Here is a 17,786-nt window from a genome sequence, read left to right as displayed (position 1 = left end):
CTATTTGTTAACGCATCCTTATATATTCACCTAGAATAGTGGGAGTATGCAATTGGATAGGGTACCCGTCGCAGCACTCCTGCGTGGGACCATTGCTATGCGTGCTACGACTGATGACAGTGGTAAGTGAACCGGAAGGACATCATGGGCCTGTTGGATAAAATCCGGCCAAACCGCAAAACGGATGCGGGACGCGAAGGGGATCGGACCCCGCTGGAACGCATGTTCTGGCGGTCGATTGCGCTCGTGGGCGGATTTAGCATGGTGATCAACCTGCTCAACATGGTTATTCCGATCTATTCCATGCAGGTGTTTGACCGTGTGCTTTCAAGCCGCAGTGTCGATACGCTGGCCCTTCTGACCGTTGGTATCGGGCTTGTCCTTGTGTTCATTGCCTCTATGGAACAATTGCGATCACGGGTTTTGATCCGGGTTGGTACGGCCCTTGATCTGCGTCTGGGTGGGGAGCTGTTTGCCCATGTCGTAAAGCAATCCGCGCGCGGAACACCCATGCGCCAGCGCCCGCTGCGCGATTTGTATGGGTTGCGGGGATTCCTGACCGGGAGTGGTCCCTTTGCCCTGATCGATTTCCTGTGGGCCCCGGTCTATATCGGGGTGGTGTTTGTTTTCGATACTCGGCTTGGGCTTGTGGCCTGCGGCGGGGCGGTGTTGTTGATCGTGATTGCGATTGTCAACGAAGCCGCATCCAAAATTTCCGTCGACCGATCCGAAGAAAGCCAGAACCGTGGCATCGCGCAGGAAGAAACCTATGTGCGCAATGCCGAGGCGATGGAAGCGATGGGCATGACGCCATCGGCGCGCCAGCGGTGGCAGGCGGATCAATCCGACTCGCTTTATTGGGAAGGACAGTCAAGCCGCCGGGTTGGCACATCGACCACATTGTCGCATTTCGTTCGCCTCGCGATGCAGGTGTGCTTTATCGGGGTTGGGGCTTATCTGGTTTTGTCCGAAAGCATCACAATCGGGATTATGGTGGCCTCCATGATCCTTGGAATGCGCGGGCTTGCCCCATTTGACGGGGCGGTTTCGGCGTGGCGCAGCTGGAATTCAGCGCGCAGTTCGTTTGATCGCCTTAATAAGATTTTGCTTGATAAAAAGCCGACCATTCCGGCCCCTTTGCCACGCGGTCGTGGCATGGCCGTGACGGTGGACCGGCTTGTTTTTGCGCCGCCCAACAGCCGCAATGTCCTGTTTAAGGGATTTTCGTTCAAGGCAGGACCGGGCCAGATCATTTCGATTGCCGGGTTTAACGGGGTGGGCAAAACCGCACTCTTAAAACTGATCATGGGCATCTGGTTGCCCGGATCGGGATCGGTCAAGCTTGACGAGGTCGAAGCATCGCGCATTGAGCGTGGCGATATCGGCACGCAGATTGGCTATCTGTCGCAGAACCCGTTTCTGTTTCCCGGTACGATTGCCGAAAACATTGCCCGGCTGGGCAAGGCGGACATGCGCGATATCATTCAGGCCGCCGAGCTTGCCGGGGCGCATCAGTTCATCCTCGACCTTCAGGACGGATATGAAACGCGCGTGGATCGGGGTGGACGGAACCTTTCGGGTGGGCAGCGACAATTGATTGCCCTTGCCGCGGCCCTGTTTGCCCGGCCGCGCATGCTGTTGCTTGACGAGCCGACGACGGCCCTTGATGACAATGGGGTGGCCCATATTGGCGATCTGATGGATGTTTTGCGCCGCAATGGCATTACCACCTTTATCGTCAGTCATGAGCGCGAAATTCTAAGCCGTGCGGATGCGATCCTTGCCCTTGCGGATGGGCAGATTAAAGTTGTGCCTGTACCCGGCCGAACGCCAATTCCAGCATCCGCTGCGCAGGAAATGCCGGAAATATCAGGCAATTCAGGGGCCGTTCCCCCCGTGGCATTCAAGCAGCCTGCGCCAGCAGACGGACAGATGCGCATTACGCCAAAACAAATCGCAGTGCCCAATCCAGATGCGCCGCGTCCGATTGTTGAAAAAAACAGTGCCGCCACCTCCCATCCTGCGGCGGTGAAACCCGACGTTGAAATGCCCGAAATTGCCGATTTTGGATCGGATGGTACGACAGGTGGATCCGCGCGGGCAGAGGCGGCAAAACAAGCCGCCGGGATTGCCAAACCCAAAATGGTGCCTCAGCCAACACCGGGTGGCACAATGATGACCATGCGTCCGGTCGCGGAAAAACAAGCAGATGTCGCGGCGTCCAAGTCGCCGTCGCCGACATCCAGAACCGCCTCGGAAAAACCAAAGTCACCTGTGGCATCAAGGCCCACCGTGGCAAAGCGCCCGGCGGCAAAAACCGCTGCGGCAGAGCCGCCAAAGCAGAAACCATTGAGCACCAAACGCACCGTGCGTGAGCAGGTCCAACTGACCGCGGCCGAACGTAAGAAAGCAGACGCGCAAGCGGTCATGGCCGCGCGTGAAGCCGCCGCCAGCCGGATGCGTCAATTCCGCGAAGATGCCGAACGTGAAGCCGCCAAGCGCGATGCCGAACGACCGCGACGTGCGATTGAGCAGCCCGTTGATACGCCGCCGGCCCGTCCGCGCGGCGCACGGCCGCAATTGCGTGTGGTTGAAGGATCGGCACAACGTCGACGTGGTGGGGCTTGATGGCCGGAGTGGAGCTGCCAACTGCGCGTGATCTTGATACCGATGTGAAACCGTTGGTGCGGATCGGGCTTTTGATCCTGATCCTTGGGTTTGGGTCGGTTTTGCTGTGGGCGGCAACCGCACAGGTCAATTCGGCGGCAACGGCAAGTGGGGTGGTGGCACCCTTTTCCGGTCGTCAGAGCGTTCAGCATCTTGAAGGCGGGATCATTCGCGACATTCTGGTGCGCAACGGCGCACGGGTGAAGGCCGGTGACGTGCTTATCAGCCTGGATGACACGCGCGCACGGGCAAGCTTTGACTTGCTTAACAACCGCTATCTCAATGCGCTGGCAACACAGACCCGATTGATTGCCGAACGTGGCAATCAGGATCGTCTGGTGTTCCCCGCCCCACTTGAAGACCCGCGCTATTTTTCGATTACGGATGCGCAAAGAACCCTGTTTGACAGCCGCCGCAGCGCCTTTGCCGGTGAGCTTGCGCTTTATGACGAGCGGATCAAGGAGCTGCGCCGCGAAATTGTCGCCACGCGTGAGCAAAAAACCGCCGCCGAGCAACAGGTCGGGATCGTCAAGGAAGAGCTCGCCATGGTTAAGCCGATGGTCGACCTTGGCTATGCCAGGCGCACCCGGTTGTTACAGCTTGAAAGTCGGTTGGTTGAGACGCTTGGAAATATCGGGCGGTTCTCGGCGGATGTTGCGCGAATCGAGCAGCAAATTCAGCAGGTCAAAGCCAGCCAGTCGCAATTGATGCGCGATAACTTGCAAACCATCAATACCGAGCTTCGCGATATCCAGAGCGAGATTTCCGATCTGAATGAACGTCTTCGGTCGGCCGAAGATATCCTGATACGGTCCGACATCAAGGCGCCGCGCCACGGCACGGTGACCAATATGCAGTTCACCACCGTCGGCGGTGTTGTCCCGCCCGGAGCCAAGGTGCTTGAAATCGTGCCACTTGATGACCGTTTGGTGATTGAGGCTCGTGTTTCGCCCAATGATATCGATGTGGTTTCGACCGGGCTTGGCGTGAATATCCGTGTCACCGCCTTTAGCCAGCGCTGGTTTGCGCCGGTCAAGGGGACGGTGACGGATGTGTCGCCCGACCGCCTGACCGATGCCGAAGGCCGGTCTTATTTTCAGGCAATGATTGAAATTGATGCCGACAGCCTTGCCGAGCATGAAGGCATGATACTGTCACCCGGTATGCCCGCCCAGTTGGAGATCGTGACTGGGGCTCGGACGATTCTTGCGTACCTGTTTTCGCCGATCACCACCAGCTTTGATCGCGCATTCCGCGAACAATAAAGCATGCGGAACCCATGCGGCGTGGAATATCCAAACTATACAACCTGACAGATTCTGACAGGTCATGGATTCATCTTCCAAATTCCTCTGAAATATGAAAAAACCTAACTTAATTAGATTCTGCTGCGTATATGCGGTTGCTGGATAGTTTATTCTAATCTATACTACTGTATATAAATTTGCTGCCTGAGTTTCTGGGTGGTTTTGGTAATCATAATTCCCAAGTAGGGAGTACGTGTCTTGGCCTCGCCCGCCAATCAAGATGATGGTGTCGGTCTCACCGATACAGATATCGAACAGGTCCTGGATGACCGCGCGGAAGGCAATTCCAGCGCGGGCAATTCTGATTCCGGGGCTTCCGCACAGGGCGAGGGCAACACCCCTTCTTCTGCAAATCAGGTTTTCACCAATGTTCAGAACGTCATCGGCACGGCCTATGACGATGTTCTGGTGGGTGATTCACAAGACAACACGCTGGTTGGCGGTGACGGTAACGACATTCTTGAGCCGGGCGAGGGCGAAGATGAAGTTACCGGTGGTGCCGGGCGTGATACCTTTGTGCTCGAAAGTGGTTTTGCGAAAACCACAATTACCGATTTCTCCATAGACGAAGACGAACTGGCGCTGACCGATCTTGGTGTGAATAACGCTAATGATTTGATGTCACTTGCTGTCGATGATGGTGCGGGTAATACCGTTATCACCTTTGCGACCGGTGATATTCTGGTTCTGCAAGGTGTCAGCAAGGCTGATCTTGCCAATGTTTCGTTGGTGGCTGCCCCGCAGATTTCCGATGTTTCCGTTTCCAGCGGTTCGACCAATGAAGATGGCGGGGTCGCAGGTGCGGCCGACGAAGACGCCAATGTCATTGACGGCACAGCAGGTGATGACACGATTGCCGGAACGTCTGGCGACGATGTGATCTCGTCTGGCGGTGGTGCGGACGCTGTTGTCGGCGGTGACGGCGAAGATACCCTGTCGCTTGACGGGGCCGCCGATGGCATGGATGCCGATATCGCGCAAGGCCGCGCGACAGATGTGTCAGGGGCGAATCGCGTCGAATTTAGCGACATTGAAAATCTGCGTGGTACATCGGGCAATGATGTTCTGCGCGGCGACGATGGTGACAACAGCCTGTCGGGTGGTGCCGGGGATGACACATTTGCCGCCAGTGATGGCAGCGATGTAATTGACGGTGGATCGGGCGAAAATACGCTTGATTACAGTGATGCCGAGCAGGGCGTCCATGTTGACATGGACAGCGGTGCAGCCGAAACCATTGCCGACGATGACGCCAGCGAAGAGACGTCGGGCAACTCGTCTGACGATACGTCTGGTGATGATGCTGCTTCCGGCGATGGCGATGAAACCGGATCCGGCGACGCAACAGCCGACGAAACCAATGACAGTGCTTCTGGGGACTCCGGGGACAATACGGAAACCAACGAGACTGACGGTGGTGATGAAACAGGTGCTGCCGATGGCAGTGATGGCGCGTCAGGTGAGTCGCAAGAAGATGATTCGACCGACAGTTCAGATGGCGAGGAAACGCAATCCGGTGGCGGCGAAACCAGTGGCGATGATGCCAGTGGTCGTGATTCCAGTGATAGTGACACCGGTACGTCGGGCGAAACTGATGAGACCGATGACACCACGTCTGAGGGCGCAGACGGCGATGCATCTGGATCGGGCGATGATGCTGCCGAAGACAACGCCACCGACACAGATACCACAGAAAATTCGGATGATGAGACCGGTGCAGATGACAGCACCGGTGAGTCAGGCAGTTCTGAAACAGCGGAAGATACCCCCTCGGGCGAGGCCAATTCCGGTGATTCGGAAGACGGGGGCGATTCCGGTCCCGACACCGATTCCGACACAGGTACGGAAAACGGATCAGGTGACGAAACAGAGAATACCGGTGGTTCAACAGGTAGTGACACCACCGATGCCAATGAGACTGGCGCTGAGTCCGAAGAAGAAGGTTCAACCGGTGAAGGTACGACAGGGGACAGTGGGTCAGACGAAACATCCGGTTCGGGTAGCGATGATACGCTGAATTCTGGCGAAACGGATGGCAGTGACTCCGGCGATGGTGCCGATGGCGACACTGACTCTGACATTGACACTGACACTGGTTCCGAGGGTGAGAACGACACAGATACCGGGTCGGGCAGTGCGGGCGATTCCGGTGCGACCGACGGCGAAACGACGGATGGCGGGGAGTCTGAGGACGAGGCCGCAGGTGATGATGCCTCTGATACCATATCCGAAGAGGAAACCGGCGCGGACGGCGACGACGAAGATGATACTGAAACCGGAGACGAAAGTGCCGGTGATGATACTTCTGGTACCGGTATTGACGACGGTTCGGACGAAGAACCAGAAGAGACAACCGACGAAAGCGGCGACGAAGCCGGTCAGACGGAACAGGACAACACGACCCCCGGTCTTGAAGCTGGTGCGCAAGGTGGTCAGGAATCCGATGAGTCTGAAACTGGTGAAGCTGAATCCGGTGAAACAGAAACTGGCGAAACAGACGGCGCTGATGGCGGCGATACTGAAACAGAAGAAACAGAAACTGGCGACGCTGGTGAAGGCGATGACGCGTCTGGTGAGGATGCATCGGGGGACGACGACACTAGCTCAGAAGACACTGGTTCAGGTGATTCTGGGACCGAAAATGAGTCTGAAACGGATGAAGCAGAAACCGGTGAAGGTGCCGAGGGTGAAGCTGATACCGATACTGACGTAACCGATACTGCCGACGGTGAAGACGGTTCAAACATTTATGATAACACCCCGACATCTGGCAAAGACGTCGTTCAGGGGACGGAAAATGCCGACATTCTGGGCGGTGGTGCCGGAGATGATACGCTTCAGGGCGGCGGCGGTGATGACAGCCTTGACGGCAATAGCGGCGATGACGTCCTTCAGGGCGGTCTTGGCGATGATGTCCTGCGCGGTGAAGACGGCAAGGATTTGCTTCAGGGCGGTGACGGCAATGACAGCCTGTATGGCGGTGCCGATGATGACGTCATGCAGGGTGGTCAGGGTGACGACCTTCTGGTTGGTGGTGCTGGCGACGATGTCATGCAGGGCGGTTCGGGCAATGATTTCCTGCGCGGCGGTGCTGGCAATGACCACATCCAGGGCGGTGATGGTGTTGACACAGCCAGCTACAGCGACGCAACCGGCGCGGTAACTGTTGATCTTTCGCAAAATACCGCGACCGGCGGTGCGGGCAACGACATCGTGCAGATGGTTGAAAACGTCGTTGGTTCTGATCATGACGATCACATTACCGGCGACGATAGCGATAACGTGCTCGACGGCGGTGCCGGTGTTGACACCCTGACTGGCGGGGCGGGTGATGACATCCTGACCGGTGGTTCGGGCAAAGATGATTTCGAACTGACCGAGAATTTCGGCAACGACACGATTACTGATTTTACTGGTTCCGAAGACATCATCGATCTGTCGCAGCTTGGCATTCAGGATTTTGCCACGCTCCAGTCAATGATGAGTGACGACGGCAATGGCAATACGGTTATTGATTTTGGTGATCAGGGTGTTCTGACCCTTGAAGGTGTCACCAGCGACAGCCTTGTTGCGGACCAGTTCCGTGGTTTTGGCCGCATCTTTGAAACCGAAGGCGACGATGCCGGGGGCGGCACAGACGGCAATGACGCGATTTATGGTTATGGCGGCAATGACACCCTTGGCGGTGGTGCCGGCGATGACGTTGTGTCGGGCGGCTATGGCGATGATACAGTTTCCGGCGGTGCAGGCAATGATACCCTGCGCGGTCAGGAAGGTATTGATACCGTTGATTATTCCGGTACGGATGGCAGTGTCACGGTTGACCTTGAGGCCGGAACGGCAAGCGGTGCCGATGGCAATGACATCCTCGATCGCATCGAAAACGTCATCGGGTCGAACTATGACGACGAGTTGTATGGCGACAGTGGCACCAACGTGCTGCGCGGTGGTGATGGCAATGACACCATTGTCGGGCGTGGCGGCAATGATACGCTTGACGGCGGTGCGGGCGACGACCTGTTTGTCGGGGAAGATGGCAATGACGTCTATATCGGTGGCGAAGGTACCGATACGCTGGATCTGAGTGCGCGGGAAGGTGGGCTGAAAGTCAATCTTGGCACGGGCGTTGTTTCAGACAGCACCAAAGGTGAAACTGATAACGTCTCAGGCATTGAAAATATTATTACCGGCGCTGGTAACGATCAGTTGTTGGGGACCGGAGACGATAATAATTTCAATGCTGGTGCTGGCGATGACTTGGTTGATGGCGGTGGCGGAAGCGATACGCTTGATGGCGGAGAAGGCAACGATACCGTCAGTTTCAACTCCCAGACCGGCTTGAATGTAAACCTGGCAGACGGCACGGCGATCACCGATAGCGGCACGTCCAGCATTAGCAATTTTGAAAATGTCCGTGGCTCGACGAATGCCGATACAATTACGGGTGATGACGGCAATAACATCCTGATGGGGCTTGGCGGCGATGATACGCTGTCAGGTGGTGCTGGTGACGATACACTGGTCGGTGGTGATGGTGTTGATACTGCTGACTATCGCGATGTATCGGGTGACATGAATGTCGACCTTTCACAAGGTACGGCAACCGGCGATGGCAGTGATAGTCTGTCGAGCATGGAAAACGTCCTGACCGGTGACGGCAATGACGTTGTTCGTGGCGATTCACAAGATAACCTGATTGATACCGGTGCTGGTGACGACACGGTATTTGGCAGCGCGGGCGACGATACACTGATCGGTGGCGATGGCTCGGACACATTGAGCTATTCGTCTGGCAGCGATACCCCGGGTGTCAAAGTTGATCTTGAGGCAGGTACTGTAACCGGCAGCGACTTTGTTGACCAAATTTCCGGGTTTGAGCAGGTAGAAGGCTCAGCCTTTAACGATACCATGCTCGGTAGCTCAGGCGATGACATCCTTTTGGCCGGTGCCGGGGATGACACGATTGATGGACGCGGCGGTGATGATACTCTTTCGGGTGGTGCGGGCGATGACACCTTTGTTGTCAGTGCCGATAGCGGAAATGACCTGATTACCGATTTCGATCCAGCCAATGATGTGATCGATATCCAGGGAATTGAAGATCTTGAGCTGTTTGGCGATATCGTTGATTTCATCGGCGAAGACGAAGCCGGTAATGCCACGATCACCATCGGTGATGCGGTTATCACGCTTGACGGTGTTGATCCTGATAGCCTGACCTATAAGAACTTTGTCGGCATCCGGTCACTGGAAGGCACCGAAGCCGGAGATGACCTTACCGGAACCAACCGCAGTGATGTGATCGACGCCAAGGGTGGTGACGATACCGTCTTTGGTGGTGCTGGCAATGATACGATTTCCGGTGGTGATGGAAAAGATGCCATCAGCGGTGGGTCGGGTAACGACGTTATTGACGGCGGTGCTGATAATGACGTGATTAACGGCGGTACGGGGGCTGATACCCTTGATGGGGGCGATGGTCAGGATACCGTTTCCTATCAGGGCGAAACCAAAGGCGTTACTGTCGATCTTGAGGCTGGAACCGGAACTAACGGTACAGATACTGACACCCTCAGTAATTTTGAAAATGTTACTGGATCGGGCTACGACGACATTCTGTCAGGTGATGATCAGGTCAACACGCTTAAAGGCGGTGGCGGGAATGATACGCTGATCGGTGGTGAAGGCGACGATACCCTGTTGGGTGGCACTGGTTGGGATACAGTCGATTACAGCGATGCTGCGGGCAGTGTTTCGGTTGATCTTGGAAATGGTACCGCAACTGGTGCAGATGGGAACGACACCCTTGGCGAGATCGAGAATGCCATTGGTTCTGATCACGACGATGTTCTGCGCGGATCAGCTGCCAAAAACACCCTTTCTGGTGGTGCTGGCGACGACACGATTGACGGTGGTGCCGGTCAAGATGTTCTGACTGGTGGCGCTGGCGCGGATACCTTTGTGTTTAATCAAACTTCTGGCGAAGACAAAGTTACGGACTTTGATCCGTCAGAAGACAAAATTGATCTTTCCAGCTTTGGTATTCCAAATTGGGAAGCCCTTCAGAACAAGATCGGCATTGACGATGATGGTAATGCTGTCATTACGATCAACGATCAGATCCTTACCCTGGAAGGCGTTTCGCCGGAAGAACTGACAGTTGGCAATTTTGTCGACCTTGAAACGCTTGGTGCGACCGAAGGTGACGACGTCATTAATGGTACCGACTTTGACGAAGTTATTGACGGTCTTGGTGGAAATGACACCATTTCGGCAGGCGACGGTGATGATACTGTCTTTGGTGGTGCTGGCGATGACACCCTGTCGGGCGGCGACGGCAGCGATATCCTTGATGGTGGAGATGGTCAAGATGCGGTTGATTACAGCGCGACCACTGGCGTTACAGTTGACCTTGCTGCCGGTACCGGTTCGGTTAATGGTGGCGAAACCGATACCCTAAGTAATATCGAAGACGTTATCGGGTCGGCGCAGCGTGACATCATTTCAGGTGACGATCAGTCAAATACCATTTGGGGTGGTGCTGGTGGTGACGACCTTGCCGGTGGTGGGGGTAATGATCTGATTGACGGCGGTGCCGGTGATGACACCCTTTCTGGTGGTGCAGGCGATGACACTCTTGCGGGTGGCAGCGGAACGGACCTTGCTGATTACAGCGATGCAGAAGGTGGGGTAACCGTTGATCTTGTTGCGGGAAATGCATCTGGTGCAGCTGGCAATGATACGCTTTCCAATATTGAGGATATTGCCGGGTCGGATTACAACGATACCTTGATCGGTGATGATGGTCGCAATGTCATTTCTGGCGGTGCGGGTGATGACTCGATAGACGGCGGTGCTGGTGACGACACACTTCTTGGTGGTGCCGGAAATGACATCATCGAAGGTGGCGATGGCACAGATACTGTCGATTATAGCGCAAGCGAACCGGTTACGATCAATCTTGCCGAGGGTACAGCAACCAGCGAAAGCGGCACAGATACCCTGAGCGCTGTCGAGAATGTCATTGGTTCCGCTGGTGCTGACGACATTACGGGCGACGACGGGGTGAATGTTATCAATGCCGGAAGTGGTAGTGATACGATCCGCGGCGGTGCCGGTGATGATACCCTGAGCGGTGGTTCGGGTGCTGATGTTTACAAAATCGCGATTGGCGATGGCAATGATACGGTCACGGACTTCAGTGCGTCGTCCGACAAGATTGATGTAACCGAATTGCCGGTCGAAAGTTATGGCCAGCTCTATGAGATGATGTCGGAAAACGAAAATGGTGATCTTGTCATCGATTTCGGTGACGACACCAGCATGGTTCTTAAAGGTGTCGGTATTGACGACATCTCGGCAGACAACTTCATTGGCGTACGCGACATCGTTGGCACATCGGGTGACGACATGTTGTATGGGACCAATGGCGAGGACACCTTGTCTGGTCTGGACGGCAACGACACGCTTTACGGCCTTGAAGATAGTGATCTTCTTCAGGGTGGTGCCGGTGACGATACGCTGATCGGCGGGCACGGGAACGACGTTCTTGATGGCGGTGATGGCATAGATACCGCCGATTACAGTGATGAAACAGACGACGTAACGGTTGACCTGAAAACAGGGAACGTGTCGGCGACATCTGGCAACGATACGTTACGTAATGTTGAAAATGTGGTTGCGGGTGCCGGGAATGACAGCCTGAGCGGCAGTAATGGCGACAACGTTCTGGATGGTGGTGCTGGTGACGACGTTCTGTCTGGTCTGGATGGTGACGATACACTTATCGGTGGCGATGGCGAAGATACTGCCAGTTATTCGTCGTCGACCAGCGGTGTAAATGTTGATCTGTCTGAACAGACGGCAACCGGTGGTGCCGGCAACGATACCCTCAGCGATATCGAAAATGTTATCGGTTCAAACCATTCCGATACCCTTAAAGGCGATGCTGGCGACAACGAACTTCGCGCCGGTGCGGGTGACGATATCCTGATTGCCACCGAAGGCGATGATGTGATTTCGGGTGGATCGGGTCGCGATACAGTTGATTACAGCGACGCGAGTGGTGCAGTTGATGCGGATCTTGCGCTTGGCACTGTTTCGGGGATGGGCAACGATCAGATTTTGAACGTTGAAAATCTGACAGGCAGTGATTTTGATGACAGCATTTCCGGGAACCAATTGGCCAACGTTCTTGATGGCGGAGACGGTGATGACCTGATTTCGGGCGGTGCGGGCAATGATACGCTGTTAGGCGGTGCTGGGAATGACAGCCTTGTTGGCGGCGCCGGTGCAGATCTGATTGATGGTGGCGATGGCATTGATACTGTCGATTACGCCAATGCGAGCGATGCGGTTGAAATCAGTCTTGCCACGGGTGAAACAGACGATACGACCGGCGACACGGTTCTCAATGTTGAAAATGTTATCGGCAGTACTCTTGGTGACAACATTACCGGGTCGGATGCCGATAATACCATGCTAGGTGGCGGTGGCGATGACACCTTTAACGTTAGTGCCGGTGACGATGTCATTGATGGTGGCGAAGGTGCTGATACCGTCGATTACAGCAACAGCCAAACCGGTGTTGATGTCGACCTTGATATTGGCAGTGTCGATAAGGCCGCAGGCACGGATGTTCTAACTAGCATTGAAAACGTTACCGGGTCGGATGCCGATGACGTGATTTCCGGTTCGTCTGGTACCAATACACTTCGCGGTGGCGCGGGCGATGACACCCTTGATGGGCGTGCTGGCGATGACGTGATTTCCGGCGGTGAGGGGGATGACACCCTTGCGGGCGGCGACGGTACCGATACGCTTGATTATTCCAGCGCCAATGGTGCTCAGAATATTGATCTTGCGAACGGTACTGCGACTGGCGCTGATGGTAATGACACCGTTTCGGGATTTGAAAATGTCACCGGTTCGGAGCATGACGACACCATCACCGGGGATGATGCCGATAACCGTCTTGATGGCGGCGATGGCAACGACTTCATTACCGGTGGTGCAGGGAACGATGTTCTAAGCGGTGGTGCTGGCGATGATAGCTTCGTCGGTGAATTGGGCGATGACACTTATGTCGGTGGTGAAGGTTCCGACACGCTGGATTACAGCGATGCGCAATCGGGTCTTGATATCGATCTTGCGAACAATACTGCGACCGGCGAGGGCATTGGTACCGATACCATAAGTGGCGTCGAGCAGATCATCGCGACCGATCATAACGACACCATCGTCGGCGGCAACGGCAACGAGACGATTCTGGCCGGGGCTGGCGACGATTATGTTGCCGGTGGTGCCGGGAATGACACGCTTGATGGTGGTGACGGCGAAGATACGCTTGGCTTTGCTGATGCCAACGGCGTGAGCGTAGACCTTGAAAGCAGTACAGTCAGCGGCGATGGCAATGACAGCATTGCGAACTTTGAAAATGTTGATGGTTCGGCCGGAAATGACACGATTAGTGGCGACAGCGGCGTAAATACTCTGGCCGGTAACGCGGGCAACGACGTCATCGATGGTCGCGGCGGCGACGACGTGCTGCTTGGTGGTGCTGGTAACGACATCATTCGTGGTGGCGATGGCGACGACCAAATTGATGGCGGCGTTGGCAATGATACCCTTATATCTGGGGCTGGTGATGACATTCTGGTTGGTGGCGAGGGTGTTGACCGCGCAAGTTACGCCGAATCAGACGCGGCAGTTACGGTCGATACAACGCAAAATACCGTCAGCGGTTCGGCAACTGGAACCGATACCCTCGAAGGTATCGAAGAAATCGAGGGCTCCAGCCACGATGATACTTTCATGGGGGGCGCGCAGAACGATACGTTTATCGGTGGTGCAGGCGACGATACGTTCGATGCGGGTGCAGGCGATGATACGCTAACACTTGGCGCGGGTGACGATCAGGTCATCTTTAATCCGGGCGATGGCCACGACACGATCACTGATTTTGATGTCAGCACTGACGTCATTGACCTGACGCCATTTAAGATCGCTGGCTACGGCAGCCTTGAGCATATGTTCGGCTCCGACGCTGACGGCAATTTGACCATTACATTTGATAGTGGTGACAGCATTACGCTTGAGGGTGTTAGCGCTGACCAGCTTGGTGAAGATAATTTCACTGGTGTTATTCGTCTTGGCACAAGTGATGCCGATGATATTGCCGGTGGTGCGGGCAATGACGTCATTGATGCGCTTGATGGTGATGACACCGTTTCAGGTGGCGACGGCAATGACCATCTTATGGGTGGCGACGGGAATGATACCCTTTCGGGCGATGCTGGCGACGATACGCTAAGCGGGAATGCCGGATCAGATGTCCTTTCGGGTGGTGAAGGCAACGATACCGCAGACTATTCGACCGAAAGTGCCGGTATCACAGCCGACCTTGCAACCGGAACTGTGGCGGGTGGTGATGGTGACGATACGCTTGATAGCATCGAAAACATCACCGGCACCCTTCACGACGATACCCTGATTGGGAATGACGAAAACAACACGCTGAGCGGGCTTGACGGGGATGACGTCATGGTCGGCGGTGGTGGCGATGACGTGCTGGATGGTGGTGATGGATCCGACACCGTTGATTACAGCAACGCGACCGATGCGGTTGACGTCAATCTTTCGACCGGAACGGCAACAGGTGAGGGCACGGACACCCTTACCAACATTGAAAATGTCGTTGGTTCTGACTTCAATGACAAAATTACCGGCAATGCCGGGAACAACACGATCTCGTCTGGTGCAGGCAATGATGCAATCAATGCAGGCCAGGGTGACGACATTGTTGATGCCGGAACGGGTGACGACGAAATCGCCGGTGGTGCAGGCAATGACATCCTTGATGGTGGTGCCGGAAATGATGTCCTTCTGGGTGAAGAAGGCAACGATACACTTTCTGGTGGCGAAGGTGATGACATCGTCGAGGCGGGTGCTGGTAGTGACTGGGTTTACGGCGATACCGGCGACGACATCCTTGATGGTGGCGATAGCGAGAATGACATCGATACCGTTGACTATTCCAACGTTGACGCAGGTGTTACGGTTGACCTTGTAAACCAGTATGCGTCGGGTGGTGGCGGGAATGACATCGTTCGGAACTTTGAACGTGTCATTGGCACCGATTATGCCGATACGCTGGTTGGCAGTGACGGGGTTAATACCCTTGATGGTGGGTCGGGCAACGATACGCTGTTTGGTGGTGCGGGCGATGATGTGATCATCACGGGCGACGGCGAAGATGTGATCGTTCTCAAGCCGGGCGGTGGCAATGACACCGCGACCGACTTTGATGTGACACAAGACACGATCGATCTGTCGTCCTATGGCATCGAAGATTACGCCACCTTGCGCGATCAGATGGCCGATGATGCAAATGGCAATGCGGTTATTACACTGGCGGACGGCGAAAGCATCACACTTGAAGGTGTGTCGGTTGACGACCTTGGGCCGGGTAACTTCTTTGGCTATGAAGTGATCATTGGCACCGAGTTCGAAGACAATATCATTGGCAGCCAGATCAGTGACGAAATCCACGCCCTTGAAAGCGATGACATCATCGATGGTCAGGCGGGCGACGATGATATTTACGGCGATGAAGGCAATGACACGCTGATCGGTGGTGCGGGCGACGATACCCTGCGCGGCGGCGATGGCAATGACACGGCCGATTATTCCGATACGACCGAGGGGGTTACAGTTGATCTGGGCGCAGGTACTGCGACCGGTGAAGCGGGCAACGATACCCTTGAAAGCATTGAAAACGTTACCGGTGGCGGTGGCGATGATGTCTTGATCGGTGATGAAAACGCCAACATCCTTGATGGCGGCGAAGGCAATGACACCGTCATTGGCAATGGCGGTGATGACACCCTGATCGGTGGCGAAGGTGAAGACGTTTTGTCTTATGCCGATGCTAACGAAGGTGTGACTGTTGATCTGGCCGATGGTACCGCGACTGGCGGTGCGGGCAATGACGTGATTGACGGTTTTGAAACCGTGATCGGGTCGGACCATGACGATACCATTGCCGGTGATGACATGGACAATGTCCTTGATGGCGGTGCAGGCAACGATACGCTTTTGGGTGGTGCTGGCAATGACACGCTGGTGGGCGGTGATGGCGATGATATCGTTGATTATTCCGATCAGACCGACGGCGTTGTTGTTGATCTTGAAAACGGCACAGGCATTGCGACCGATGGCACCGATACCCTTGACGGGATCGAAGGTGCGACTGGTGGTTCCGGGGATGACACGCTGACCGGTTCGGTCGGCGATAACGTCCTTGCGGGCGGTGCCGGTGATGACAGCCTTTTGGGCGGTGACGGCAATGACACCCTTGCCGGTGGCGACGGGGCCGACTTTATTGATGGCGGTGCCGGGGATGATGTTCTGTCGTTCGAAGGCGACCGTGTTGCCGCAGATGGCGACACGACCGACCATGTCGGCAGCCCGACCACCGATGGAACTGGCGACGTTGCCGATATTTCCGGCAAGAACCTCTCAGATGACAGCTTTGTCGGCGGTGACGGCAATGACACGCTGATCGCGGGCGACGGCGATGACGCCATCATTCTGGATCGGGATCATGCCGGTGGTGGAGCTGCCAATCCGTCGATTGTTGATATCGAAAATATCGATGCGGGTGCGGGCAATGACGTTGTCGACCTGACCAGCGAAACCCATTCTTATGGCGAGGTCACCATTGATGGTGGTGCCGGGGATGACACGATCTGGTCGAATGACGGCGATGACGTCATTTCGGGCGGTGATGGTGCCGATAACATCCATGGCGGTGCCGGTGCGGATGTTATCGACGGTGGTGCGGATGACGACATCCTTGATGGCGGCGAAGGGGCTGACACTCTTGACGGCGGGGCTGGCAATGACACGATCATGGCCGGGGCTGGCGACGATGTCCTGACCGGTGGTGATGGTGCCGATACGCTTGATCTTTCTGGTGCCGATGGCGCGACCATCAATCTGGCCGAAGGTACGGCAAGCAGCGACGCAACCGGGATCGACAGCATCGACGGGTTTGAAAATGTCATCGCGACGGATGGCAATGATGATATCACCGGATCGGCAGGCGACAACACGATTGATGCCGGTGCAGGCGATGACACGGTCACGCTGGATGCTGGCAATGACGACCTTGATGGTGGGGATGGCACCGATACCCTTGATCTGGGCAACACCACCGGTGGCGTGACGGTTGATCTGGCCGCAGGCACGGCAAGTGGTGCCAATACCGGTTCAGACACGGTTGCCAATTTCGAAAACATTATCGGGTCTGATGATGACGATACTCTGACCGGGTCGGATGATGCCAACCGCATTGACGGCGGTGCAGGTGATGACACCATTGATGGTGGTGCCGGTGACGATATCCTGACCGGGGGTGAAGGCGATGATCGACTGATCGCAGGCGATGGCAATGATACGCTTTCGGGCGGCAGCGGCAGTGATACTTTCGTCTTCGAAGACGGCGATGACGCCGATCTGGTCAGTGATTTTGACATTGGCAGCGATGTGATTTCCCTGCCCGATCTGGGCATTTCAGCCTGGACCGATTTGCAGCCGCTTCTGTCAGATGGGCCGGATGGCGCGGTCATCACGCTGCCTTCTGGTGGTACGGTAACCCTTGCCGGGGTGGCGGTTGATGACCTGACGCCAAGCCACTTTGAAGGCATCGAGAATGTCGGCACACCGGGCGATGATACGCTGGGCGGTGGCGACGGCAACGATACGATTGATGGCGGCGACGGCGAAGATTCCGTCGGCGGCGGATCGGGT

General features: G+C 55.7%; 2 protein-coding genes and 1 pseudogene. All 3 read left to right on the top strand.

Going from position 1 to position 17,786, the window contains the following annotated elements:
• The first annotated feature begins 144 nt into the window (after positions 1-144).
• Complete coding sequence (locus COO92_RS19605; RefSeq protein ID WP_101304664.1) at positions 145-2,628, top strand: type I secretion system permease/ATPase; 2,484 nt, start codon at positions 145-147, stop codon at positions 2,626-2,628.
• Positions 2,628-3,932, top strand: a complete 1,305-nt coding sequence (locus COO92_RS19600) for an HlyD family type I secretion periplasmic adaptor subunit (protein ID WP_101304663.1) — start codon at positions 2,628-2,630, stop codon at positions 3,930-3,932. The genes COO92_RS19605 and COO92_RS19600 overlap by 1 nt, the downstream gene beginning before the upstream one ends.
• Before the next feature lie 240 nt (positions 3,933-4,172).
• A pseudogene (locus COO92_RS19595) lies at positions 4,173-17,786 on the top strand (hypothetical protein); the annotation flags it as partial.

The sequence above is a fragment of the Thalassospira lohafexi genome (assembly GCF_002844275.1).
Lineage (GTDB): Bacteria > Pseudomonadota > Alphaproteobacteria > Rhodospirillales > Thalassospiraceae > Thalassospira > Thalassospira lohafexi.
The sequence above is the reverse complement of the archived record's forward strand: the minus strand, read 5'-3'. Positions and strand labels throughout refer to the sequence as shown.